Origin of the sequence: Nocardia sp. NBC_00511 (assembly GCF_045161165.1) — a bacterium.
GTDB lineage: Bacteria > Actinomycetota > Actinomycetes > Mycobacteriales > Mycobacteriaceae > Nocardia.
This window is the reverse complement of record NZ_CP107849.1, coordinates 2,170,917-2,196,121: the sequence shown is the minus strand read 5'-3', so window position 1 is coordinate 2,196,121 and position 25,205 is coordinate 2,170,917. Positions and strand designations below refer to the sequence as shown.

Here is a 25,205-nt window from a genome sequence, read left to right as displayed (position 1 = left end):
TACCAACAGAGGCAGGAGATTCGGCGGCCGTGCGGGCCGCACACCGGCGTGGGACTAGGACGGTCATGCGTGTCTTGGTAGCGGAGAACAACGGCAGTGCCCGCCATGCGCTCGTGGTCGCACTGCGCGGGGCGGGGCTGGCGGTAGATGTCGCCGATGATCTACTGGCGGTGGACGAGGCATTGATGACACACCACTATCAGTGCGTGGTGTTGGATCGCATCCTGTCCGGTGCGGATTCAATCGAGTATCTGCGGAACCAGGCAGCCGATGGTTCGGTTCCGATACTGGTGCTCTCCAGCCTGCGCGACCTCGACGATCGCGTCGTCTGCCTCGAACACGGCGAGGACTACTTACAGAAGCCGTTCGCCATGCCCGAACTCGTTCTGCGCGTGCGGAACCTGTGTCGGCGTGCGGCGTGTCTGGGTCCGCGGGTCCTGCGCTGCGGTGATATCGAGTTGGACCGTTGCCGCCACGAGGTGCAGCGAAGTGGCCGGTTGGTTCCCCTGTCGCGCAAGGAATTCTGCGTGCTCGAACAACTGATGATCGACAGCGGCCGGACCGTTTCGCGCACCAGCCTCTTCGAACAGTGCTGGGATGAAATGGCCGATGTGAAATCCAATGCCCTCGATGTCACGATGACGTTCCTGCGTCGCAAACTGGGCCAGCCCTCGGTGATTCGGACGGTCCGGGGGTTCGGATACCGCGTGGAACCGATCTCACCTCACCCGACCGTGCCGGACCCCGACACGATGGCGACCCGGCCGGCGGGCAGCTGTCAGGCGCCGGTCGCGTAGACCGCGGCGAAAGTTTCACACCACTTCAGGTTGTCCCGGACCACCATTGTGTCGGCGGCGTAGACGATTCCCGGCCCCGACCACTCGCTGAAGACCGCGTCGCCTTCGTACTGCTGCTTGTCGAAAACCAACCCGGCGCGCACGTCGGCGGGCAACACCTTCTCGAAGACGTAGGCGTAGAAGTCCCGAATGTTGTCCAGACCCTTGATCACCCCGGTGCCGCTGATCATGAACGCGTCGGGATGGAAATCCTTCATCAAACCGTCCAGATCGCCGACTTTCCAGTATTCGAGATGTTGCTGGAACAGTTCCCGTGTGCGTGTGGCTCCCATGCGACGCTCCTTGCTCCTGGCCGACCGCTAGTCAGCGGATCGGGGCGAAACTCCGGACGCGAACAACGTTACGAACTCAACCTACGTTGAGGTCTATTGAAAGTGGCGTAGATCGCGCCGAAGAATATCGACGCGACCATCGCGAACTCCTGACACAGCTGAGACAAGGCTCTCGAGATCCCACGCTTTCGCGGCCATGAGCAATTGGTCACGCGTGCCCGCTATATGAGCGGGCATATGCTCACCCCGATCGACCAGGAATATGGGGTTCGACGGCAGCTTCACCGTCGAACACAACACCGCCAGCTCACCACGGCCGACCGCCTCCGCCACCATGTAGTGCGGCAGAATTCCCACCGATCCACCGCGGCGCAGCGCCTCGACCGCACTCCGGGTGTCCGGGACCACCATCATGAGATCCTCGTCAAGCGCCCGCCCGAAAACGGCGGTCCAGTAACGGCGCACCATCGACAGATCCGCCTCGCATGCCACGGCCGGAAGTGTGTTCCTGGCCAAGAGGTTCGCGTCGTCCGCTACCTCGGCCGACATCGAGTCGAGCTTGCCGACCAGGATAAATTCCTCCTCCAGCAGTGCTACCGCGCGCAGCCCGGGCACCGACGGGCGCCGCATGGTGATCGCCAGATCCACACAGCCATCGGTCAGGAGATCGATCAGTTGCTCGTCGGTACCGAATACCGCGCGGATCGCCGTACCGGATTCTCTGCACCCGGCCAGCGTCGGCAGCACGAGGGTCGTTGTCAGGTCGGCGGGTCCCCCGACGGTCAGCAACATTCCGGGCGCACCGGTGAAAGCGATGCTCCCCCGAATGAACTGCTCGAGTGCTTCCAGTCGCGGCCCTGCGCCCTCGGCTAGGTGGCAGGCGGCCGGCAGGGCCTTCAATCCTCGCGGGCCGCGCACGAAAAGCGCTCGGCCCACCCCTTTTTCGAGCGCGGTCAGCTGGGCGTTCACGGTCGGTTGGGACAGCCCGAGGCGATCAGCCGCGCGGCTGATCGACCCGAGCTGATATACCGCCAGAAACGTCCTGATCTGTTCGATCCCCACCCGGCTCATGCCGCCACCACACCTGGTCCGATCGTCACGCCGGACATCATGGCAAAGACAACCTTTGGTAAACCTTTGCCCGGTGCGCGACGTCCGGGACTCCCCGGACTCCGGGAGCTTCGTCAGTCCAAGAAGGTGCGCATGGGGTGCCCGTCCCTGTTTGCGGGTGTACGGATGGCTTCCCTGACCTCTTTTTCGCCGATCGCCGCGATGAGGCGTTCCTGACTGGCGTTGACCAACTTCCGCACCTGTTCGTGGCTGACACCGGTGCCGTCGACGACCGCACCGCGCCGGCGTTTCACCACACCGCTGACCATGACGAGATCGATGAGCTCGGGTCGGCCCTGATTGACCACGTGGCCGATCGGGTCCAGGCGGGAGGGCATCGCGAATGGATCGGGGGTCAGGACGATGAGGTCCGCGTACTTGCCGACGGTCAACGAGCCGATTCGATCCTGCAGGCCGAGTGCGGTCGCGCCGCCCACGGTGGCCCACTCGAGCAGGTCGGGCGAACGCACCGGGCTCGCGGTATTGAGATATCCACGTTGCTCGGCGTCGAGGTGAGCGTAGAGGTCGCAGAGGTCGGTCTCGGTGCGCATGACATCGAACATGCTTGTCGCATGGCAGGTCTCGCTATTGGTGGCCAGCGCGATATTGCCGCCGAATCGATGCGGGGTCAGCACATGCGGAAAGCCCTGCCCTTGACGAAGATTGCCGATCGGGGCGTTGACGATGGTGCCGCCACTGTCGGCGACGCGTTTGATGAATTCGTCGGGTACCGAGACCATGTGCATGTACATATTCGTGGGCAGTAGCAGTCCGTGATCGACCAGGCGCGGAATCCACATGGACTGGTCCCAACCGAACAGCCCGCCGTGTGTGGCCACCCGAATTCCATTGTCCCGCGCGAACTTCCACACCACCTGCTCTGGGAACGCGGGGTCCATCCCCGAGTCGATCGCGATCTGCATGCTGACCAGCCGATCGAAATCGTTGTGCGCGTCCCACATCTGCTTCACATGCGCGCCGGTCCCCCACTTCTCCACGGGCACACCCGCATTGGCATAGGTGAAGCGCCCGCGAATACCCGCATCGACCAGCGCCTGCGCGGCGGCCTCCGCCATGTCCGGGGTGGCCGCGCCGTCGGACCAGTCGGACATCGTCGTGGATCCATGGGTCAACGCCTCGGTCGCTCCCAGCAGCGTGCCGGCGTAGATGTCCTCGGGGGTGAAGTGCGGTTTCCAGGTGAAGATCAAATACTGGAAGTAGTCATTGAGCGACCAGTCCACGCCGATACCGCGCAGATGGTTCTGCCAGGTGTGCTGATGCGAGTCGACCAGGCCGGGCATGACGATCTTGCCGGTGGCATCGAAAACCTGCGTCGCGTCGGGCCGCGGCAGGTTCTGGCCGACGCCGGCGATCTTGCCGTCCACGATCAGCACGTCGGACGATTCCAAGACCTGAGTCGGCGGGTCGAGAGTGATGAGGGTGGCCCCGGTGATCAGCAAAGGCCGGGTGGAATCGAAGTCTGGCACCGGTACGGCGGTGGTCATCTCACTCCTCGAATTCGCGTATCGGACAGGGAAATCGGCTGAACTATGCATCACCGGCGTTCTTGGACTCGGCGAGTCCGCCGCCGTCGACCGGGATGAAACCGGCATCGCGAATGAGTGGGATCACCAATGCTGCGGCCTCGGGATCGTCGCTCCAGTAACGCATGTCGGTGCGCTGCCCGTCGCGTTGACCGCGCTGCCCATCGGTGAGCAGCGCGTCCGCGACCCGGTCGCCGAAGGTGCGGACCGACCGCACCGAACCGAGTCGGCGCAGCTGGTACTGCGGACTGGTCAGGCCATCGGGGATAGTCAGGGCGACGACCTCGCCGTTCTGTTCGGTGATCGGATTACTCGGATCGATGATGATCCGGCCTTGCAAGGCTGTGCCGTATTGCTGAGCAATCTCTCCGAACGCCTCCCACCACACCGCGATCACCATCACTTCTGCGGCCGCTATCGCATCGAGGGTCGGCATCGCCCGCGCCGACCCGCCCAGTTCGTCCGCGAGTTGCTGCGGCCCTGCGGGATTGGTCGCGCTGAGCAGTACCTCATGCCCGCCCGCTGCGAGCAATCGCGCCAGGTTGCCGCCGATACGGCCTGTGCCGATGAATCCGACCTTCATGCGCTGTCTCCTTGTTTCGGGTGAAACCGGGTCGCGATCGGACAGAGAGTTGCCAGCTCAGTGCGCAGCGGCCGCGAACCGGCGACTCCACGATTTGCTCGCCGACACCAATTCCTGCGACGGGCGCAGGCGTGCGCGTTCGAATCGGGCCAGCACGGCCGGACCTGCCGCACCTCGGAGACCGTGTATCACGCTGTCGCGCAGTGCGATCGAATCCAGGACGCTGGAGTTGTAGCCCTGCCCGGTGGCCGGGGCCATCGCGTGGGCGGCGTCACCGATTACCGCGATTCGCCCGCGCACCATTCGCTCGGGGTAGTACTCACCGATCGGAGTACCGAACGCGATGCCTTGTTCCAGACATGTGACGACAGCTTGGCACCACGGTTCCGGCCACAGCCTGCGGGCGGTGCCGATCAGCTCGTCGGTGAGACCTGCGGGGAACATCGACATTTCGAGTCCCCGCAGCACTTTGCCGTCCTGGACACAGCCCGTCTGCTCGAGCAGAGCGGTGCGGGTGGGGTCGAACCACGCGAAACCGATCGTGCGATGTCCTTTCGCACGATCGACATTGTTCAGTCCGGGCAGCGGGAAAGCGACCAAAGACTGTGGGGGCGAGTCGAATCCCACCAGATCGTCGGCCGGTAACGGCGTCCCCTGGGGGAGATCGGATTCGGCGATCCATCCACGCCAGGCGAGATATCCGGCGTAATCGGTGAGGGAGTCGACCGGATTCACGACGCCGCGCACCAGACTACGAAAACCGTCCGCGCCCACCAATATCTCGGCCGCGACGAGCTCGGACCCGATATCGGCATAGACCTGCTCGGCGTCCTGGCTCACCGCCAGGACCGGGGTGTCCAGCCGCAACCGCAGCCCGTCGGTCCGGGTGGCGACGTCCGCGAGCCATTCGTACAGTGCGTTGAAGCTGGTCGAGCGCCGGTAGCCGAAAATGTAGGCCAGTGAGGTATCCGGATCCTCCCCGGTGGCCTCGCACAGCATGCGGTAGTCCACGCCGACTCCGCCGCGTCCGGCGAACGTGTCCCGCTTCTCGAATACTGTCGTCTCGATTCCCTTGCGTGCCAGTGCGATCGCGACTGTCAGGCCGCCGATCGATCCGCCCACGACGATGGCCCGATCAGAGGTGGGCATTGCGGGCCTTTCGGTCGGCATGTGGACCCGCCGCATCGGCCAACGCTTGCAGTGAGTGCGCTATCTTCCCTTCCACCTCGTCATCCATCGCGGTTCGCCGGGCACCGAACAGATGCCCGGCGCGGCCGACCGACAGGCACGCCCCCTCCACCACCACTCCACCGGCGATGCCGACGATCACCCGCAGCTCTTCGAGCGCCCGCGCTCCCCCGCGCCCGCCGGTCGACAATCCGATGATCGCGGTTCCCTTGCCGGACAACGCACCTCGGCCGTGCGGACGTGATGCCCAGTCGATGGCGTTCTTCAGCACGCCGGGCAGTGAACCGTTGTACTCGGGCGTGATCATCAGGGCCGCGTCCGCTGCGATAATGGCCGAGCGCAGTGCGATCACCTCGACCGGAACCGGATGTGGGGTGTCGAGATCCTCGTTGTAGTACGGCACCGCACCGAGGGAGTCGAAGACATCGACCTCGATCCCGGACGGGGCCACCCGTGCTGCGGCTTCAGCGAGCCCGCGGCTGATCGAGGCCTCTCGCAGACTGCCCGCGAGCGCGATAACCCGGAACGCTGCCATGGCTGGCTCCTTCGAAGTCTATGACCGCCGAATACACGCCGTGCTCGTCAGCAAATATATGGCATCCCATCGACGTCGTCACACTCGAATGGCCGAGCGGTCTACCGCGACCAAAATCGAACGTTCTTCTCACCCGCTCCTTCCGATCAGTTCAGCGGGCAAATAGATCACGAGCTGTTACGAGAATATTTTCTATCGAATTCCGAGGGCAGATCACCCGCAAGAGGCGACATTTTCGGAATACACCGAAATACGAGATCAATATGTGTCGCCACACAGCACGTGTCGAACCCGCACCCCCGTCGCAAGGTCCGATACTTGCCCGATGACCGCTGCCGACACCCGCGCCCCGGCCACCACGCTCGTAGGCCGCGCCCAGGCCAATGTCGTCTTCGGTACGGTCGCCCTGGCCGTGCTCATGTCGGCGCTGGACCAGACGATCGTCTCGACCGCGCTGCCGACGATCATCGCCGATCTCGGCGGTGCCGGGCATATGTCCTGGGTCGTGACGTCCTATCTGCTGTCCGCGGCGGTCGCCACCGCACTCGCGGGCAAGTTCGGTGATCTGTTCGGCCGCAAACTGATCTTCCAGCTCAGCACGGCGATATTCATCGCGGGGTCACTCGTCGCGGGTATGGCACATGGAATGTCGCTGCTCATCGTGGGCAGGGCGATTCAGGGCGTCGGCGCCGGTGGCCTGCTGGTGACTTCGATGGCATTGATCGCCGATGTCATTCCGCTGCGTGAGCGCGGTAAGTATCAGGGCGGGCTGGGCGCGGTGTTCGGTGTCGCCACCGTCGTCGGCCCGACACTGGGTGGATTGTTCACCGATCACGCCAGTTGGCGCTGGTGCTTCTACGTCAACATCCCGCTCGCGCTCATCATGATCATCGTTGCGGCGCGGGCGATTCCGACGATGCGCGCGCCCGCCAAACCGACCATCGACTATGCGGGCATCGGGCTCATCGCGGTCGGGGTCAGTTGCCTGATCCTGGGTCTGGAATGGGGCGGGCAGGAGTACGCGTGGGGCTCGGCGACCATCGTTGGGCTGTTCGTGGCCGCCGCGGTGCTGGTAGCGGCGTTCGTCCTGGTCGAACAGCGCGCGGCCGAACCGATGCTGCCGATGCGGTTGTTCCGCGGCAACGTATTCGCCGTGTGCTCGATCCTGAGTTTCGTCGTCGGTTTCGCGATGCTCGGCGTGCTCACCTATCTGCCCGCGTATCTGCAATTCGTGGACGGAATATCGGCGACCGCGTCGGGGGTACGGACCTTGCCCCTGGTGGCGGGTTTGCTGGTGACCTCGGTGATTTCGGGCCAGGTGGCGGGAAAGACCGGACGCTACAAGATCTTTCCCATCGCGGGCACCGCGGTGATGGCGGTGGGCCTGTTGCTGATGTCGACCATGGGCCGAGGCACCAGCACCCTGCGCGAATCGCTGTACATGCTGGTGCTGGGGCTGGGACTCGGGCTGGCCATGCAGGTGCTGACCATCGTCGTACAGAACACCGTGCCCTACACCGACCTGGGTACCGCGACAGCCGGAGTGACGTTCTTCCGCACGATCGGCGGCGCCTTCGGCACGGCGATCTTCGGCAGCCTCTATGCCAGCCAACTCGGCCCGAACCTGAATGCGGCGCTGGCGCAGGTCCCCGAGGTGCCGGCGGCGGTCGCCGAGAACCCGCAGCTTTTGCGGAGTCTGCCACTGGAGCAGGCGTATCCGATCATCGACGCGTACGCGGACTCCCTCGACTATGTGTTCCGCTGGGTTGTGCCTGTCGCGGTGATCGGTTTCCTGGTGGCCTGGACCCTGAAGCAGGTACCGCTGCGCCAGAGCATCCGCGCCGACGTGGCCGACGTGGGCTCCGGTTTCGCCATGCCGGACTCCGCCGATCGTGCTGTGCGACTGGAGCATTCGGTGGCCAGCCTCTGGCAGAAGCTGCGCCGGGACGAAGTGCCGGACCCGCTGATCCTGGCCGCGGCGGGCAGCTCGCTCACCCGCGACCAAGCCTGGGCGATCGGACAGGTCCGCATGCTCGAGCAGGCACACGGCCAAGCCACTCTGTCCGCTATCGCGCGGGCGCACTGGATGCCGCCCGAGGCCCTGGAACCGGTGTACGACAAGGCACTTCGCAGTGGCAATGTTCGAATCGACGGTGACCGATACAGCCTCACACCCGCCGGGCAAGCCGAATTCGACCGCATCCACGCCGCCTGGCGAGACTGGCTCGGCGGGCAGCTGGACGACTGGAACTGCACCGACCCCGCCGATCGAGAACTTCTGGATCAGGCCCTGGACAAGATCGCCGCCAAGCTTCTCGACGAATCCGAAAAGACACCGTCCTGAGCTCCGAAACGAACTGACGCCGACGCAATCCACCACCCAACGATGCGATGGAGGCTCACATGGCACGAATCGACGTTCACGCGCACATCTTCCCCGCTGATTACCTCGACGCCCTCGATGAATTCCGGGGATCGAGCGACGGAACCGCCGCGGTGCGCGGACCCGGTCCCGGCACCACCGCGGACGATATCGCGACCCGACTCGCAGTCATGGACAATGCTGATGTCGAATTGCAACTGCTCTCGGTCGCGCCGCAATTCCCGGCATTCGAGGACCCCGAGCACGGATCTACGGCCGCCCGGCTCGCCAATGACGGTGTGGCAGAGGTGGTTCGAAGCAACCGTGCCCGCTTCCGCGGACTCGCGGTGGTGCCCATGCCGCACACCCACAATGCGCTGGACGAAGCCCACCGCGCACTGGAAGAACTGGGTTTGGACGGCATCGCCACGGGAGCCACCGTGCTGGGCCGATCACTCGCCGATGACTACTTCGACCCGCTACTGCGGTACCTGAACGAGCGCGAAGCCATCCTGTTCGTTCACCCGGTCGGCGACGGGCTCGGCTCCCCACTGCTGGCCGCACTCGGATGGGTCACCGGACACGCCACGGAGCTGACCCTGGCCGCCGTCGAGCTCATTCAAAAGGATCTCCTGCGCACCTACCCGAAAATCCGCTACCTGTTCCCCCACATGTGCGGATACGCGCCCTTCATCGCCCAGCGATTGGATCTGCACGCGGACTGGTACCTCCCCGCCGGACGCCCCCCGGTCGCCGAGCAACTGAAGTCGCTGCACTACGACACCGCGAACCCGACCCCCGGTGCGTTGGAGCAAACCATCGGCGTCGTCGGCGCCTCACAACTCATGATCGGCACCGACTTCCCCTTCGAAACCGGCGAATCGCTGATGAACCACCTGACCTACATCGGCAAGTCCGGAATCCCGGCCGATCAGGTCACCGCCATCGAGTCGGAGAACGCGCGCCGCTTCCTCCGACTCTGAACCGGATCAGACTACATGCCCATGGTGACGTTGAATTCGCCGTAGACCTTGTCGATGAGTTCGCCGGACTTCGGGTGGGCCCAGTTGTTCATCCACTCCGAGGTCACCTGCATCCAGGTCACCGGTACGACGCCGGCCTGGGTCATGCGTGTGATCGCACTGTTGTGCGCTTCGGCGGACATGTCGCCCGCGGCGTCGATGATGCCGTAGACCTCGAACCCTTCCCGCAGGCCGTGCAGGGCACTGAAGGTCATGCACATCGACGTCCACAGGCCGGTCAGCACGAGTTTGCGGCGGCCGGTGGAGCGGACGGCGGTCAGCACGGTCTCATCGGCGAGGGCATCGAAGCCCGGCACCGTGCGGACGATGACGTCGTTGCCTGGCGATGCCGCGACGATATCGGCGCGGAACTCACCGTTACCAGGAGGATTGAGGGCGGTCAGCACCGTCGGAATATCGAGTATCCGTGCGGCGGTGGCGATTGCGAGGGCGGCACGGTGGACTCCGTCGCGATCGCGGTCGCCCATTCCGAGGTACATGTGCGGCTGATAGTCGATCAGCAGCAATACGCTCTCGTCGGCATTCAGCGCATCGATCGGAGCCGCTGTTTCGGACATGGTTCCCTCGCTTCCACTCGATCATCGTCATTCACGAATTCCCAGCACACCGCAATTCGTTGCACTGATGCGAATTTCTTTGCGCACTGAATCGATCTCCATAACGGCCGCGAATCAGAACATAGCAAATCCACAGCAATCTTCCCGATCGTGAGTAGGGTAACCGATGCCTCGCCACACATCCTCACAGTTCAGCGGGTCCGATGACCCGTTCGAACAGTCCGCGCGCCCACTACCGCCAGGAGACTCGATGGTGACTGTCCGAGAAGCGTCGTACGAGGTGCTGCGTTCGTTCGGCGCGACCACGGTGGTCGCCAATCCCGGGTCGAACGAGCTGCCGTTCCTGGATCGGCTGCCGGCGGATTTCCAGTTCGTGCTGGCCTTGCAGGAGGGGTCGGTGATCTCGATCGCCGACGGATGCGCACAAGCTTCGGGCAAGCCGGTGGTGGTGTCGGTGCATTCGGCGGCCGGGTTGGCTACCGGCATGGGTGCGCTGACCAACGCCTTCGAGAACGGCGCGCCGTTGATCATCATTGCGGGACAGCAGTTTCGGTCGTTGATGACGCTCGAGGCGATCGTCACCAACCGTGATGCGACCATGCTGCCGCGGCCGCTGGTGAAGTGGAGTTTCGAAGCGCCGAGCCCGGAATCGGTGCCCGCCGTGCTGGCCCGCGCCGCGGCGTGTGCGCTGACCGCGCCCACTGGGCCGGTGTGCGTATCGATTCCGCTCGACGACTGGCGTCGCGACGCGGATGCCGACATCTCGAAATTCGCGGTGGGGCGGAGCATTTCGGGCAATCCGCAGGTACCGCAGGTGGAGATCGAGCACATCGCGCAACGGTTGGAATCGGCGAAGAATCCGCTGCTCGTGCTCGGCCCCGACGTCGACAAGTACGGCGGCTGGGACGCGGGGATCGCGCTCGCCGAAAAACGAAGCCTGGAAGTATTTCTGGGCAGTGGCGAATATTCGCGCATGCCGTTCCCCACCGATCACCGCTGCTTTCGCGGCGCACTGGGGGCGACCATCGAGCAGGTGCGCAACCAGCTCGAACCCTACGATTTCATCGCCTGGGTCGGTGGCGCGCTGCTGCCCTATCACGGATGGGACGCCGGGCCGTACCTGCTGGGCGATACCGAGCTCGTTCACGTCACCGCCGATCCCGCACAGGCCGCCCGTGCACCGCTGGGCCGATCGGTCGTGGGCGATCCAGCCGCCGCGCTGGCGGCCCTCGTCGCTGCGGTCGGACCATCGAATCTGCCACTGCCACAACCGCGCCCGACCCCCGAGCCGGTGGCCCGCACCGGCACCCTGACCGAGCACCAGGTGTGGGATGTACTGGCCGAAGCGCTCCCGTCCGGTGCGCAGTTCGTATGGGACGCACCGTCCATGATCGGCTGGTGGAATCGAGTCCCGATCACCCAGCCGGGCAGCTATTTCGCGCCGGGCGCGGGCACCGTGGGCTTCGGCCTACCCGCCGCGGTCGGAGTGAGCCTGGCCCGCCCGGACCGGCACACCATCGCCATCCTCGGTGACGGAGCCAGCAATTACACCATCGCCGGACTCTGGACCGCGGCACAGCATCACTGCGATGTCACCTTCTTCGTCCTGCGCAACGGCACCTATCAGGTGCTCGAGGACTATGCGACCCTGCTGCACGCACAGCTGCCCGACATCAAACTCCGGGACATCGACTTCGTCGCACTCGCCACCGGTTACGGCGTTGCCGCCGAACGGGTTTCCACAGCGGAGGCCACCGTCGCCGCATTGGGCAAAGCCTTCGCCGAGCCCGGACCGCACCTGATCGAGTGCAATGTGATGGCCGAGTCCAGCGGCATGTTCTGAGGGTCCCGCTCCGAAATCGCTCGACGAGAGGAGTCGCTGTGCGCCAGGATCCGTACGCCTACCTTCCCGAACTCCCCGGATTCACTGTCACCTCGGAGAACTTCGCGCAGGGTGCACCGTTACCGCGAGTACACGCCGCCGCAGCAGTCGGCGGTTCCGACATCTCCCCACAGCTGTCCTGGTCCGGATTCCCTTCGGACACCAAGAGTTTCGCCGTGACCGTCTACGACGCGGACGCGCCGACCGTCTCCGGATTCTGGCACTGGTGCGTGGCGGACATTCCCGGCACGGTCACCTCACTGCCCAGTGGGGCCGGAGACGGGACCGCGCTCCCCTCCGGGGCGCTGGTGCTGCGTGCGGATGCGGGCACGGCCCGCTACACGGGTGCGGCTCCACCTCCGGGCACCGGTGTGCATCGCTACTACTTTGCCGTGCACGCGATCCCGTTGGATCGACTCGAGGTCGACGAGTTCACCAGTGGCGCGGTGCTCGGGTTCAACCTCTTCGCCACCGCGACCGCCCGCGCGATTCTCATCGGCACCTACGACGCCACCTGATTTCGGCTCCACAGTCCGAGACCCATTCGCATCCAGAAGGAGAGTCCCCGCAGTGGATACACCCATGAACCGGCGAAATATTCTGGTAGGCAGCATTGTTGGTGCCGCCGCACTAGCAGCGGGGGCGGCCTGCTCGAAGTCCGACGATGCCAAGAGCTCCACCTCGTCATCGAGTGCTGCTGCTGCGGCGCTCTCGCAGCAGGCCAAGGACACCACGGTGGTCCTGGTGCACGGGGCGGGCTTGGACGGCAGCAGCTGGGCCAAGGTCAGTGAGCAACTGCGAGCCGATGGTTATCAGGTGACCGTGCCCGCGAATCCTTTGCGCAGCATCGGCATCGACTCCGATTACATCGGCAAGGTCGTCGGCGCGATCAACGGCCCAGTGGTGCTGGTCGCCCACTCCTACGGCGGCGCGATCATCACCGAGATCGGCGCGAAGTTCCCGAACGTCAAGGGACTGGTCTACTCCGCGGCCTTCGCCCCCGACGCCGGCGAGTCCTGCCTGTCGATCGTCAGCGCCTACCCGCCCAACAAACTGGCGGCCGCCACCGTGCCCTCCACGTACACCGTCGACATCGCCGGCGCTCAGGTCCCCGAACTCCTGGTGGACCCGGCGAAGTTTCCCGGCGCGTTCGCCGAGGGCCTGCCCGAGGCACTCGCCAAGGAACTCGCCGCCTCCGGCCGCCCCGCCACCCCCCTGGCACTGGACGGCAAGGTAACCGAGGCGGCGTGGAAGACGGTGCCGTCCTGGTTCGTCGTCACCACCGAAGACCAGGCCATCCCGCCGGACGCACAGAAGATGATGTCTGCCCGCGCCAACCCCAAGAAGGTGGTCGAGGTCGCCTCCCCGCACCTGGTCGCACTCGCACACCCCGACAAGGTCGTGGCAGTGATTCGCGAAGCCGTGGGCTAGCCGACCCCGTTCCCCGCTGATTACCGAAAGCTGGTTATTCGTGCCGTCGCCGACGTTGCTCGATGTTTCGCGCTGGCAGTTCGCGATCACCGTCGCGTTCCATATGACCTTCCCGGCCATCACCGTCGGGTTGTCGGTCTTCCTCGCGGTGGTCTACGGGCTGTACATGCGCACCGGAAACACGACCTATCTTCAGATGTTTCGATTCTGGAAGCGAATATTCGCCGTCGGGTTCGGCCTCGGCGTGGTCGCGGGAACGGTGCTGACCTTCGAATTCGGCTTGAACTGGGGCGAATTCGCGGCCCGCACGGGTCCGATTCTGGGGCCCATCATCGGCATGGAGGTCGTGACGGCCTTCTTCGTGGAGGCCGGATTCATCGGCGTCATGCTCTACGGGGAGGGCAGGGTCGCACCGCGAGTGATGCTGCTGAGCTGCTGCATGGTGGCGCTGGGGACACTGCTGTCCACCACGTGGATTCTGATGGCGAACTCGTGGATGCAGACACCGGCGGGATACCGGGAGGAGAACGGCCGGTTCGTGCCGGTGGATTGGACGCAGATCATGTTCAATCCATCGTTCGGCTGGCGGTTCCCCCATATGCTGCTCGCCGTCCTGATCTCGGCCGCGATACTGGTCGCGGCGGTCGGCGCGTACCACCTGCGCCGAGGCTCGCACGAGGAATTCGCGCGTCGCACGCTGTCCATCGGATTGGGCATCGTGGCGCTGCTGCTACCGATTCAGATGTACGTCGGTGACGGCGTCGGCGATATGGTCGGCAAGTATCAACTCTCGAAACTCACTGCGATGGAAGGCAATTGGGATTCCACCAATACCGGGTGGAATGCGTTCGTCATCCCGGATCAGAACGCGCAGCGCAATCGGGCCCAACTCACCGTCCCGGAGATGGGGAGTTGGATCGGCAAGGACCTGTCCGGTCATACTCCGGTACCGGGGCAGGATCTGATACCCCGTGACCAACAGCCGAATTCGTGGCCGACCTTCTGGGGCTTCCGGATCATGTACTACACCGCGCAGCTGCTGCTGGCCGCGGCGTTGGCGGGCGTGGTGCTACGCCTGCGCGGAAAGCTGTACACCGCACCGCGATTTCACCGCTTCGTGACCTGGCTCGCACCTGCGGGCATCATCGCGATCATCGGCGGCTGGGTGCTCGCAGAGACCGGTCGCCAGCCCTATGTGGTGTACGGGAAACTTCTGACCGCCGAAGGTGTTTCGGAGCTGGCATCGGGTGCGGTGGTGGCCTCGCTGGCGGTGTTCGCGGCGCTGTACGGCGCGATGCTCGCGCTCTGGATCGGCTATGTCGTGCGCTGTGTTCGGCGCGGACCCGACGCCGTCGCACCGGCGATCGCACAGGAGGTCTGATGGCGAACGGTTGTTTGGCGCTGGCGCTGTTCTGCCTGCTGATGTACGTCACCCTGGACGGATACGACCTGGGGATCGGCATTCTCATGCCGAGCGTGCGCGACGGCGCGCACCGCCGGGAGATGGTCGAGATCGTCGCGACCGCCTGGGACGCCAACGAGTCCTGGATCGTGCTGCTGGGAATCGTGCTGTTCGGGGCGTTCCCGCTGGCCTACGGGGTGCTGCTGCCCGCGATGTACATCCCGTTCCTGGTGATTCTGTTCGGGTTGTTCCTGCGCGCGGCGGCCATCGAGTTCGTGTCCGCTTCCACGGGTGTGCCCAGGCTGCCGTGCGGGGTGTTCGGCTGGTCGTCGGTGGTGACCGCGTTCGGGCAGGGCATGCTCGTCGGTGGACTGCTGACGGGTGTCTCGCACTCCGGAATCCGGTTCACCGGTGGCACTTTCGACTTCTTCGGCTGGTTCCCGGTGCTGACCGGGACCGCGACGGTGGCGCTCTACGCGGCGGCCGGAGCCGCGTATCTGCAACACAAGTCCGAGGGAGCCCTGCGGGCACGGGCGGCGACACGGGGCCGTATCGCGGCGGTGGTCGCGTTCGGGCTCCTGACGGCTACGGCGGCAACACTGACCGCGGCCACCCCGCTGCACTGGGTGTCCGGGACGGGGATGGGAACGGTACTTCTCTACACCGGTACCGGCGCGGGAATCGCCGGTCTGATGGCGGCCGCGATCCTGTTCGGCCGCCAAGGTGATGCCTTACCGCTCGTCGCTGTGGTGCTGACACAGGCAGGGGTGATCGTCGCGGTCGGCGCACTGCTGTATCCGCTGCTGGTGCCGCCCGACATCACCGTGGCAGCGGCCGAATCACCTTATAGTTCACTGCGTTTCGTGCTTATCGGCGTGGGCGTGAACCTCCCGCTGCTGCTGTTCTACAACTGGTTCGCGCATCGGGTGTTCCGCGGCAGATACCGACCCGACCTCCCGGCGCAATCTCCCAGCGGCCACGCACTGGGCCCGGCCTCCACGGCGGTGGCGCGGTGAACGCGCACCGCAGTGGCCCTGCCAGGGGGCCGTCGACTGCACGACGTGTCGGACGGGTCGTCTCCGCGATCACATGGGTCGCGTTCGGGATTCTGTTGTCGTTCACCTTCACCGGCATCTTCGGCGGAACGCCACTGCATCGCGCACTCAATATCGCCGCTATCGCGGTCTGCGTCCTGTTGGGCCTGCTGGTGTGGATCGCCGACGAACGACGGGAAGCGGTTCGACGAGCCGATGATGATCGCGATGCCTGATGCGGTCCACGGTCGCGGAAGTGACCGCACCACAGCTCTACTCGGTGCCCTGGCCGCACCGGGGCAGGCCGCGCTACGGCGTTCGGCCATCGCCCGGGTATTCGGTCTGCTCGGCACGGTGTCGATGTGGGGCGCGGTTGTCACAGCACTCACCTCCGATGACTCGGCACAGTGGTTGCCGGTGCTGGCGGGTGGTGCGCTGTTGCGGCTGTGCGGATACCACTACGCCGATCGAGCCGCACGACTCGGCGGAGCGGCGATTGCCGCACACGTCGCCGAATCCGTCACTCCGGTCGCGAATCCGGCGACCGCGGCCGCCGATCCCGCCGGAACCGCCTGGCGGATGCTCGATCTCGGACGCCGGATCGGGGAATTCCAGCGGCACCATGTTCCGGCTCGCCTGGCGGCGGCGCCGAGCGCGGCGGCTGTCCTGCTGGTAGTGGCCGTGACACATTGGCCCGCAGCGGTTCTGCTGCTCCTAGCGACCCCGATCATCCCCGCCAATCTATGGGTACTGGGCCTGTCGACGCGGGCCGCCGCCGCGGCGGAACTCGAGGCCTCGCGCCTGCTCTCGGCCCGGCTGCACGATCGGTTCCGCGGCCTGCACACCCTCACCGCATTGCATGCCATCGCGAGCGAGCGTGAGCGAATCCGCAGTGCCGCAGCGGGTTTGCAGCGTTCGGCCATGATGGTGCTGCGCCGGGCGATTCTCGCGGGAACGGTGCTCGACGCCGTGGTCACCATCGCCGTGGCGGTGATCGCGACCTACTGCGGGCTGACCTTGCTCGGCTATCTGGCACTCACTGCGACGCCCGTGCTGTCGTTCGGCGCCGCGCTTTTCGTACTGGTGCTCGCACCGGTCTACTTCGCACCGTGGCGCGATCTCGCGACGGGTTACCACCTGCGTGACTCCGCACTCGCGGCCACGGCCGAATTGGCCTGTGCGATAGCTGGTTCCGCGACCAGCGCCGATACGCCGATCAGTCGGTCCACCCATCCGCCCGCCCTCTCCGCCCACGATGTGGCGGTGCGCGCGCTACGCGGGCTGGATATCGAGGTACGGCCCGGCACGATCCTCGCGCTGACCGGCCCCTCGGGCAGCGGCAAGACGACGATCCTGAGCCTGTTCGCGGGGTTGATGACACCGGACCGCGGACACGTCACGATCGACGACCGGCCGCCCCTGCCCGGAAGTTGCTCATGGCTGGGGCATCAAACCGCGATCCTGGCGGGCTCGCTCGCCGACAATGTCCGGCTCGGCTCGCCGGAGGCTTCCACACCCCAGGTTCGGGACGCACTCGAACGTGCGGGACTGTCCGCACTGTTGAACAGCCTGCCGCACGGCATCGACACAGCGGTCGGGGCCGACGGAGCGGGGCTGTCCACCGGTGAGGCGCAACGACTTTCGCTGGCCCGCGCACTGTTGCGCGACGCTCCGCTGTGGCTCGTGGACGAACCCACCGCGCATCTGGACGCGGCCACCGAAGCCGCGCTGTTGCCCACCCTGGCGGCAGCCTGGTCCGGCCGCACCGTCGTGGTGGCGACACATTCACCCGCCGTGGCTGCGCTGGCCGATCTAACCCTCGACCTCGCCGACCGTCTCGCGGCGATATCGCCTCCAACTGCGAGACCGCTTCCCGCCGAGGCGAGCCGATGACATCCCGCGCACTGCACCGCTTCCTCGGGCTGCTCGATCGCCGGGCCGTGCTGCGCCTGTGCGCGGTCTCGCTCTGCGCCTGCGTCGCGGCGCTGGCAGGTGTGGGCCTGCTCGGGCTCTCCGGTTGGTTCCTGGCCGCCTGCGCCTTGTCCGGGGCCGGAGTGCTGCCCGGATTCAACTACTACCTGCCCAGCGGCGGAGTTCGTGCGCTGGCGCTCACCCGGATCGGCGCGCGTTACGGCGAACGCCTCGGAGCCCACGCCTGCGCGTTGGACTGGCTGGCACGAATCCGATTGCGACTCTTCGACGATCTGGCCGAGGCGCCCGCCTCGGTACAGCGCGAGGCTACCCATTCCGATGCGCTGGACCGGGTCATGAACGACGCGGAGTCCCTCGACAACGCACTCGTCGGCGTGGTCATCCCGCTGTGCGCGATCGGGGCCACCTTCCTCGCCGGAGTCAGTGTGCTGGCCTGGATGTTCGTCCCGGCCGCGATCGGCTGCGCGATCGGCGCGAGTGCGGCCGCACTCGCGATGGTCGTTCGCATGCGGACACGGCGGACATTGTCGACCGAGCTGGCCGACGCACGCGGCGCCGCCCGCGTCAGAATCACGATGGTCGCAAGCGCCGCACCGGAACTGGTATGCCTCGGCGCGGCCCCTCAGTTGCAACGCGAACTTCGATCGCAGCTGACTCGGATCGAGCGCATCGAAGCGCGCGCCGCTGTCCGTGACGCCCGGGCGCTGCTCGCGATGCGCGTACTGGGCATGGGAGTCGTTGCGTTGGTGTTGTTCTCACTGCACACCGGTACGTCGACGCTGGTCCTGCCCACGGCGACGATGGTGACACTGTTGACAGTTCTGCTCATGGAACAGCTTGAAGCCGTCGTCGGCATTACCCGGCAATGTGCCGAATCCTGCTCGGCAGCAGAACGTCTGACGATGTTGCGCACCTCGGCCCGATACCAGCCGACGCCGCGGCTACTGGATCTGCCGTTCGAGCCCGGAACCACGACCATCGTTTCGGGGCCTTCGGGAATCGGCAAGACCACCGCCCTGCGCGCACTCGCCACCACTCCCCTGCCGCCACGTGCCCTGGTGCCCGTGTGGCATGACGATCCGCTGTTCACCGGCTCGGTTGCCGAGAACCTGCGGATGGCCGCACCCGAGCTGACAGACACCGAATTACGACAACTACTCGACGATTTCGGGCTGAGCGCCCTCACGGCGGAGACAATGCTCGGCGCGGGCGCGCATACCCTCTCCCATGGTGAGACCCGCCGCTTCACCATCGCGCGCGCGGTCGCCGGCAATCCCCGAGTTCTCATCCTCGACGAACCCACCGAGGGCCTGGATCCCGCGCAGATCCGCGACACCTTCGAAGCCATTCGTCGCAGGCTCCCGCACGCCACGCTCGTCGCCGCTGTCCACGACCGCCATCACCGGCATTTGCCGACCTCGGATATTCGGCATGTGCGCCTCGATTGACCCCGGTGTGAGCCAGCTCTCTGGCCCACGCAGCTAACTATCAGTAGTCTCCAGTACGGGAACATCCCATAACGGAATAGTCCCACTACGGAGAGAGTTGAGGTCGATATGTCCAGCCGCACCGACGCCGACGCCCGGATTCAGACCGGTATCAGGCGACTCATCGCGCGAGCGGTCTTCGTCAACGACGCGATCGCCCGGGAGTTGGGGTTGCGATTGGTGGACATGCAGGTCCTCAACCTGATGTCGCTGCCGGGCGGTCCGGTCACGCCTGGCGACATCAGCGCGGTGACCGGACTGCCGTCGAGCACCACCACGCGGGTGGTGGACCGACTCGAGGCCGCCGGGTTCGTCCATCGGGTCGCCGATCCGACCGATCGGCGCAAGGTGACCTTGACCCTGGACACCGCACGGCTCGCCGATCGCGAGCGCAACTACCAGGCGCTGCGGGCGGCCAATACGGCCCGCAACGACCGGTACTCCACGGCCGAGCTCGAACTGGTGGCGCGCTACCTCGAAGAGCACGTCGCCGATCCGGTCGGACAACCGCATTAGCGGCCCGGCGTACCACCGCCACCACCGATTTCACTCAGGAGACAATTCACCACCGGGAGTTCATCATGTTCGGTTTGCCCACTTGGTTCGATGTCACCACCAGCGCACCCACCACATCCATTCCGTTCTACCTCGAGCTGTTCGGGTGGACCGTGAAACCCCTCAGTGACACCGAATACGGCAAGTACCTGCTGTTCCACAAGGACGGGCTGCCAGTGGCCGGACTGGTGGAACGCGGCCCCGGGACCACGCAGCCCGATGGCTGGCTGACCTATCTCTCCACCTCCGATATCCAGGCCACCCTCACCACGGCCGCAGCCAACAAAGGCGAAACACAGCGGCCCGCGCTCGAGGTCGTGGGCATCGGCGAGCTCGCGGTACTCACCGACCCGGTGCGGTCCTCGATCGGTGTCGCACAGCTCGGTGCCGACACCCAGACCGCGCCGGCAGGCCCGGGCACCCCGGTGTGGACCGAGATCGAGACCGTGGACTGGCCGGTCACCGTCGACTTCCTGACCGCCACCTTCGGTGTGCACACCGAAAACCAGTCCACCACACCGGGTTCGCGGTTCGCGACCGTGCACGATGAGAATCAGCCGCGCGGCGGCATCTTCGAACTGCCCGCCGATGTGCCGCATTCGCGCTGGGAGGTCGCCTTCCTGGTGGACGACGCGCAGCAAGCGGTCGACCGGGCCGTCGCCCTGGGCGCGCAGATCGTCCGGCCCGTCTACCCGGTTCCGGTCGGCACCGGATTCGGCGCTCGCCTGGCCGATCCGGCCGGTGCGCATTTCAATGTCATCGCCTTCTGACCCGAACGGACGAAAGGTACGAAAATGACCGACGCAGTCGAAAACCGTCGTATTGCCAAGCATTTCGTCGAATTGTTCTACGCGGAGAAGAATCCGAGTCGGGCAGTCGAACTGTACGTCGCCCCGGACTACACCGAGCACAACCAGTACGCGGCGCCGGGCGGGGCAGGTACCGGATCCGAGCGCCTGTTGAACTACGGCAAGGGTCTGCATCAGACCAAACCGCATGTGCTGTTCGAGGTGCGGCGGATCATCGCCGACGAGCACAACGCCGTGGTGCACGGCACCTACATGATGGATGGCCCCCAAGGCGAGGCAATCGCGGTCGCGAGCGTGTATCGACTCGAGGACGGCAAGCTGGCCGAACACTGGGAAGTCCACGAAACGGTCGACCCGCTCAGTCGCAACCCGTTGCCGATGGTCTGAATCGGTCGCGGCACCGTCCAATTCGGGAACACACCAGCACGGCCCATTCGCGCCAGTCCAGGCATACCGAAGGGATCGACGATGAACTCGAAGAAGTCTTCCGCAGCCACCGCACTGGCCGTGATTTCGATCGCGGCACTTGTCGGCTGTAGCTCCACACCCGAGCGGGCCGCCGAGAACACCGACGGTGGAACCCAGAGCGCCCCACCGCGAATCGGCGCTTTCGAGAAGGTCGCCGAGAATACCGGCATGTGGTCCGGCATCGCGGTGTCAGCGCAGGGCCGCAAGTTCGTCAGCTTCCCGAAATGGGGTGACGACGGCACTCCCTACACCGTCGCCGAAATCGTCGACGGCAAGACTGTCGCCTACCCCGATGCCGCACACAACGCCGCCGAGGGCGACGCCGCCACCCGATTCATCAGCCCCCTGGCGGTGGTGATCGACGCCCAGGATCGGCTCTGGGTGCTCGATACCGGCAGCGTCGAGTGGGGCCCCGTCGTGCCGGGCGGACCGAAACTCGTGCAGATCGATCTGAAGTCGAACAAGGTCGAGCGCACCATTGTGATCGGCCCGGACGCCGCCCCATCCAACAGCTACCTCAACGATGTGCGCTTCGATCTGAACCGTGGCCCCGACGGCACCGCGTACATCACCGACTCCGGCTCCAGTGCCCTGATCGTGGTGGACCTGGCCACCGGGGCGGCCACCCGACGTCTGGCCGGGACCGAATCAGTGAGCGCCGTCCCGGAATTCACGCCCATGATCAACGACAAGCCGATGATGACCCGCTACCCCGGATCCGCACCCGGATATGTGAACACCGCCGCGGATGGCATCGCGCTCAGCCATGACGGCAAGACCCTGTACTACAGCCCCATGACCTCCCGGCACCTCTACAGCATCGACGCCGCACTGCTCGCCGACCCCGCACAGAACGACGCGACACTGGCAAAAGCCGTTGTGGATCAAGGTGTCAAAGGTGTCAGCGACGGGATGACCGCCGACGACAAGGGCAATCTCTACACCACCGACCAGGAACGCAATCAGATCCTGCGACGGCTGCCCGACGGCCGCTACGAAACCCAGGTGCAGGATCCTGGATTCGACTGGATCGACTCGGTGACAGTCGCCGAGGACGGCTACCTCTACTTCACCGTCAATCAGCTCAACGCGCTGCCGCCGTTCAACGACGGTAAAGACATGCGGCAGAAGCCTCTTCACCTGTACCGCACCAAAGTCGACGCCGGCCCGGCCTAAGTCCCGGACCGACTCGGTAATCGACTCATCGAATACGCCGACAACCGCGCCACGAACCGAGGGCCCCGTATCGCACGCCAACCAGAAAGGTCGCTCATGACTACCCAAGAACTGCCTGTACGCGGAGTGGAAAGTGTCACCGATCGCGCCGAGTACGGCGGTGACTCGCAGGTCGACCGTAAAGCCATCGTGCTGCCTCCCGGAGAGCCCGCCGAGACGGACCCGTTCCTGGCCTTGATGGAGGATTGGTTCAGCACCGTGGGCTTCGACTGGCATCCGCATCGGGGTATCGAGACGATCACCTACGTGGTCGACGGCGAACTCCAGCACCGCGATAATCGCGGCGGCAACGGCATTCTCGGACAGGGCGATGTGCAGTGGATGACAGCCGGTCGGGGCCTATTGCACGCCGAGACCGCGTTCGAGGGCCGACAGGTCCACACATTGCAGTTGTGGCTGAACCTGCCCGCCACCGACAAACTGACCGAGCCCACCTATCAGGATCTGCGCGCCGCCGACATGCCCACCCGTGTGGAACCCGGTGCGGTGGTGAAGGTCTTCTCCGGCCGGTCCGGCGAGGTGAGCGGGCCCGCGCGAAATCATGTGCCGGTCACCATGATCGACGCGGTGCTCGAACCCGATGCCACCCTCGATCACGAAATCCCCGCGATGCAGGAGGGTTTCGCCTACGTGCTGCGCGGCAGCGGCGAGTTCGCGCGCGACACCGCTCACGCCGGGCAGGTAGTGCGGCTCGAGCCCAGCACCGGACAGCCGAATGTGCTGCAGGTTCGCAATACCGGTTCCCAGCCACTGCAATTCCTGCTCTGGACGGGCGTACCGCTGCACGAACCAGTCGCCATGGGTGGCCCATTCGTCATGAACACCCGCGCTGAGCTGCAGCAAGCCGTCCGCGACTACCAGGCGGGCGAGTTCGGCCCCTTCCCGGAGTAGAATCTCCCCGACGTCCCTGAATCCGGCTTACCCGGCCGGATTCAAGGGCCGTACTCGTGTCAGCTCGACGGGTTCCAACTGGTACATCGGTCACCCCGCGCGGCGTGCCTCAAATGCTCCCAGACGGTCGAAAACCTTCAGCTTGATCGGTAGTGCCCACCGGTCACCGGAATAGTAGGGGCACGGGCAGCCTCCCACCGTTACGGCACCAGCTTCCAACCAAGAATCTGATCTTGATCAACGTCCGAGGGCAATCATGGCGACCGCGCCGGCATCCTTAACTCGACACGAGCTCGCACTCGAGTCCACCGAAGCCAGCAACTACGGTGACCGCCGATGAACCCGACGAACGATCGGCATCTCGGCGTTAATCTGTTCGCCTCGGGTGTGATTTGGTGTCGATGCTGTACGTGCCACCCAAGGGGCTCGAACCTGCGTCACCGAACTGCATGGGCATCGATCTTGGAGGCCGATCGGCGCCGCCACCCTGGTGCCGGGGGTTGCTAGTAACTCGCTGCAATCGAATGAAAACGTTTCAAGATCACCGGTTTCTACGAATTTTCTACGAATCTGCACGCAGTTTTGTTGGGCATCAACGGGGCCACGCCGGAAAGCGTTGGGAACAGATTGTAACGCCTACCTGCGCCGATGCCGGATTGATGGGTCACGACGGGATACGTTGGGAACCAGCGGTTTTGCTGTCCTTAATTCGTGATCGCGTGCGCACGCTCGACTACCACTGCGGCCGAGACGATTCCGGGGATCGGCGCGGCGATCACAGCACTCGGTGTGCGCTCGGCGTGGCGAGTGCGCCTCGACAGCCATGTGGGTATCGTCGCCCTCACCGCGACCTTCACCATCGATCGCCTGCACGCCGCGCTGACCGAACGCACCCTCGGCCGCACCGGGGTCAGCCCGGTCTTCGCCGGGCTGACGGCCGCGCCGGAGGCATTGCGTCAGGCCGAACTGGCAGCCATCGCCGCGGAATCCCTGTCGGATCTCATCGTCCACTACGACCAGGCGCTACTGCCCATACTGCTGGCCGGCTCCCCGGATCTCGCGGCACGGATCAGCGCCGCGCGCCTGGGCCCGATCCTGGAGTTGCCGGCCGGTGATCGTGACGTGCTGCTGCACACGCTGCATATCTGGTACGAGTACGGCGGTGAGGTGGCAGCGGTGGCGAAATCGCTGTTCTGCCACCGCAATACCGTCCGCTTCCGGATCAACCGGATCACCGAGCTCACCGGACAGGATCCCTCGACGCCGCTGGGAGCGGCCGAGCTCTATCTGGCCCTGCGAGCATATGGTCTCAGCGCCGCGGCCCCGGCATAACCCGACCCGAAAGCCCGATGGGCGGGCCGGGGATCGAATTACCCCTGTGCGCGGGTCATTTCGCCGGAAGCGCGGCGGAGGCCCCGCCGACATCGGTGATCTTCCAATCCTGGCTCCGGTCGACTGTCACGGTATAGGTGACCGTGGTCTGGCTGCCGTCCGGGGTTTGCGCGCTGGTGGAACTCACATTGACGAACACGTCCACGGTGTACACGCTGCCTGCGGTGGAGCGGGTCTTGGCGGCGATCGGGGTGGCGCTCGAGGTCCATTTCAGCGGGGCCAGCACCTGTTCCAGCTTCGGCGCAGTGGCGTCGAAGGTAGTGGCCAGCTGTGGTGTCGTACCCGCCTTGAGCTTGCCGATCCACGCCGCGAAATCCTGATAGTTGACCGTCGCGGCGCCGACGGCGTAGTCGGTCGCCGCCTGCTCGGCACGGTGGGTGTCGGCCGCAGCGCGGTCCCGCCCGGAGACATCGGAATGCGACTGCCACAGCAGCAACCCCAATATCGCTGAGCCCGTGCACGATACGACGACCACGGCGGCCGTGGCGAGGGTGGACAGTCGCAGCGACACTCGCTTCGAGGCGGTGGCACGCGACGGTGCGGTGGCCTTGTCGGCCTTCGAACTATCTGCGGTCTCCTGTTCGGAGCTCTGGCTGGTGGTGGTCATATCGGTCCTCCGAATGGCAAAGATGGTG

25 protein-coding genes are annotated in these 25,205 nt (G+C 65.4%); 17 read left to right on the top strand and 8 right to left on the bottom strand.

Annotated features, from left to right (window positions below):
* Window positions 1-65 precede the first annotated feature (65 nt).
* Window positions 66-797 (top strand): response regulator transcription factor, encoded by a 732-nt coding sequence (locus OG300_RS10445; protein WP_405494597.1) that lies wholly within the window; start codon window positions 66-68, stop codon window positions 795-797.
* Here OG300_RS10445 and OG300_RS10440 read toward each other — a convergent pair.
* The 6 genes from OG300_RS10440 to OG300_RS10415 form a co-directional block, all read right to left on the bottom strand.
* Entirely contained in the window at window positions 779-1,129 is a 351-nt protein-coding gene (locus tag OG300_RS10440; protein WP_405494595.1) for a nuclear transport factor 2 family protein, read from the bottom strand. The two genes, OG300_RS10445 and OG300_RS10440, sit on opposite strands and share 19 nt — an antisense overlap.
* A gap of 93 nt (window positions 1,130-1,222) precedes the next feature.
* Entirely contained in the window at window positions 1,223-2,200 is a 978-nt protein-coding gene (locus tag OG300_RS10435) for a LysR family transcriptional regulator (RefSeq protein WP_405494593.1), read from the bottom strand.
* A gap of 113 nt (window positions 2,201-2,313) precedes the next feature.
* Window positions 2,314-3,744, bottom strand: coding sequence for an amidohydrolase family protein (locus OG300_RS10430; RefSeq protein ID WP_405494591.1), 1,431 nt, complete (start codon window positions 3,742-3,744; stop codon window positions 2,314-2,316).
* Between the two features lie 43 nt (window positions 3,745-3,787).
* Window positions 3,788-4,411 (bottom strand): NADPH-dependent F420 reductase, encoded by a 624-nt coding sequence (locus tag OG300_RS10425; protein WP_405498520.1) that lies wholly within the window; start codon window positions 4,409-4,411, stop codon window positions 3,788-3,790.
* A 12-nt stretch (window positions 4,412-4,423) separates the two neighbouring features.
* Entirely contained in the window at window positions 4,424-5,515 is a 1,092-nt protein-coding gene (locus OG300_RS10420) for an FAD-dependent monooxygenase (RefSeq protein ID WP_405494589.1), read from the bottom strand.
* Window positions 5,502-6,089: an NAD(P)H-dependent oxidoreductase gene (locus OG300_RS10415; RefSeq protein WP_405494587.1), complete on the bottom strand. Its 588-nt coding sequence runs from the start codon at window positions 6,087-6,089 to the stop codon at window positions 5,502-5,504. Before OG300_RS10415 ends, OG300_RS10420 begins: the two co-directional genes overlap by 14 nt.
* Before the next feature lie 325 nt (window positions 6,090-6,414).
* Here OG300_RS10415 and OG300_RS10410 point away from each other — a divergent pair, with 325 nt between their 5' ends.
* Entirely contained in the window at window positions 6,415-8,433 is a 2,019-nt protein-coding gene (locus tag OG300_RS10410) for a DHA2 family efflux MFS transporter permease subunit (RefSeq protein ID WP_405494585.1), read from the top strand.
* Between the two features lie 59 nt (window positions 8,434-8,492).
* Complete coding sequence (locus tag OG300_RS10405) at window positions 8,493-9,434, top strand: amidohydrolase family protein (RefSeq protein ID WP_405494583.1); 942 nt, start codon at window positions 8,493-8,495, stop codon at window positions 9,432-9,434.
* Window positions 9,435-9,445: 11 nt separating this feature from the next.
* On the opposite strand, the gene OG300_RS10400 is transcribed toward OG300_RS10405, so the two are convergent.
* Window positions 9,446-10,051: an isochorismatase family protein gene (locus OG300_RS10400; protein ID WP_405494581.1), complete on the bottom strand. Its 606-nt coding sequence runs from the start codon at window positions 10,049-10,051 to the stop codon at window positions 9,446-9,448.
* A gap of 250 nt (window positions 10,052-10,301) precedes the next feature.
* Between OG300_RS10400 and mdlC the strand changes: the two genes are divergently transcribed.
* The 14 genes from mdlC (at window position 10,302) to OG300_RS10330 (ending at window position 24,510) form a co-directional block, all read left to right on the top strand.
* Window positions 10,302-11,894, top strand: a complete 1,593-nt coding sequence (gene mdlC / locus OG300_RS10395) for a benzoylformate decarboxylase (RefSeq protein ID WP_405494579.1) — start codon at window positions 10,302-10,304, stop codon at window positions 11,892-11,894.
* 38 nt (window positions 11,895-11,932) lie between these two features.
* Window positions 11,933-12,451, top strand: a complete 519-nt coding sequence (locus tag OG300_RS10390; RefSeq protein ID WP_405494577.1) for a YbhB/YbcL family Raf kinase inhibitor-like protein — start codon at window positions 11,933-11,935, stop codon at window positions 12,449-12,451.
* A gap of 64 nt (window positions 12,452-12,515) precedes the next feature.
* Window positions 12,516-13,364 carry an alpha/beta fold hydrolase gene (locus OG300_RS10385; RefSeq protein WP_405494575.1) on the top strand — a complete coding sequence of 283 codons (849 nt, stop codon included), beginning with the start codon at window positions 12,516-12,518 and terminating at the stop codon, window positions 13,362-13,364.
* Window positions 13,365-13,404: 40 nt separating this feature from the next.
* On the top strand, window positions 13,405-14,745 hold the full coding sequence (locus OG300_RS10380; protein ID WP_405494573.1) for a cytochrome ubiquinol oxidase subunit I: 1,341 nt from the start codon (window positions 13,405-13,407) through the stop codon (window positions 14,743-14,745).
* Entirely contained in the window at window positions 14,745-15,782 is a 1,038-nt protein-coding gene (locus OG300_RS10375; protein ID WP_405494571.1) for a cytochrome d ubiquinol oxidase subunit II, read from the top strand. The genes OG300_RS10380 and OG300_RS10375 overlap by 1 nt, the downstream gene beginning before the upstream one ends.
* 95 nt (window positions 15,783-15,877) lie before the next feature.
* Window positions 15,878-16,036, top strand: a complete 159-nt coding sequence (locus OG300_RS10370) for a hypothetical protein (RefSeq protein ID WP_405494569.1) — start codon at window positions 15,878-15,880, stop codon at window positions 16,034-16,036.
* Entirely contained in the window at window positions 16,029-17,693 is a 1,665-nt protein-coding gene (locus OG300_RS10365) for an ATP-binding cassette domain-containing protein (RefSeq protein WP_405494567.1), read from the top strand. Before OG300_RS10370 ends, OG300_RS10365 begins: the two co-directional genes overlap by 8 nt.
* A complete protein-coding gene (locus OG300_RS10360) occupies window positions 17,690-19,180 on the top strand; it encodes an ATP-binding cassette domain-containing protein (RefSeq protein WP_405494565.1) in 1,491 nt (496 codons plus the stop codon). Before OG300_RS10365 ends, OG300_RS10360 begins: the two co-directional genes overlap by 4 nt.
* A 108-nt stretch (window positions 19,181-19,288) precedes the next feature.
* Complete coding sequence (locus OG300_RS10355; protein WP_405494563.1) at window positions 19,289-19,735, top strand: MarR family winged helix-turn-helix transcriptional regulator; 447 nt, start codon at window positions 19,289-19,291, stop codon at window positions 19,733-19,735.
* A 65-nt stretch (window positions 19,736-19,800) separates the two neighbouring features.
* Window positions 19,801-20,544 carry a VOC family protein gene (locus tag OG300_RS10350; RefSeq protein WP_405494561.1) on the top strand — a complete coding sequence of 248 codons (744 nt, stop codon included), beginning with the start codon at window positions 19,801-19,803 and terminating at the stop codon, window positions 20,542-20,544.
* Between the two features lie 24 nt (window positions 20,545-20,568).
* Window positions 20,569-20,970 (top strand): nuclear transport factor 2 family protein, encoded by a 402-nt coding sequence (locus OG300_RS10345; RefSeq protein ID WP_405494559.1) that lies wholly within the window; start codon window positions 20,569-20,571, stop codon window positions 20,968-20,970.
* Window positions 20,971-21,051: 81 nt separating this feature from the next.
* Window positions 21,052-22,227: an L-dopachrome tautomerase-related protein gene (locus OG300_RS10340; protein ID WP_405494557.1), complete on the top strand. Its 1,176-nt coding sequence runs from the start codon at window positions 21,052-21,054 to the stop codon at window positions 22,225-22,227.
* A 96-nt stretch (window positions 22,228-22,323) separates the two neighbouring features.
* Entirely contained in the window at window positions 22,324-23,178 is an 855-nt protein-coding gene (locus OG300_RS10335; protein ID WP_405494555.1) for a pirin family protein, read from the top strand.
* A 711-nt stretch (window positions 23,179-23,889) separates the two neighbouring features.
* Entirely contained in the window at window positions 23,890-24,510 is a 621-nt protein-coding gene (locus OG300_RS10330) for a helix-turn-helix domain-containing protein (RefSeq protein ID WP_405494553.1), read from the top strand.
* Between the two features lie 55 nt (window positions 24,511-24,565).
* Here the strand turns inward: OG300_RS10330 and OG300_RS10325 are convergent, their stop codons facing one another.
* Entirely contained in the window at window positions 24,566-25,177 is a 612-nt protein-coding gene (locus OG300_RS10325; RefSeq protein ID WP_355118452.1) for a hypothetical protein, read from the bottom strand.
* Window positions 25,178-25,205 lie beyond the last annotated feature (28 nt).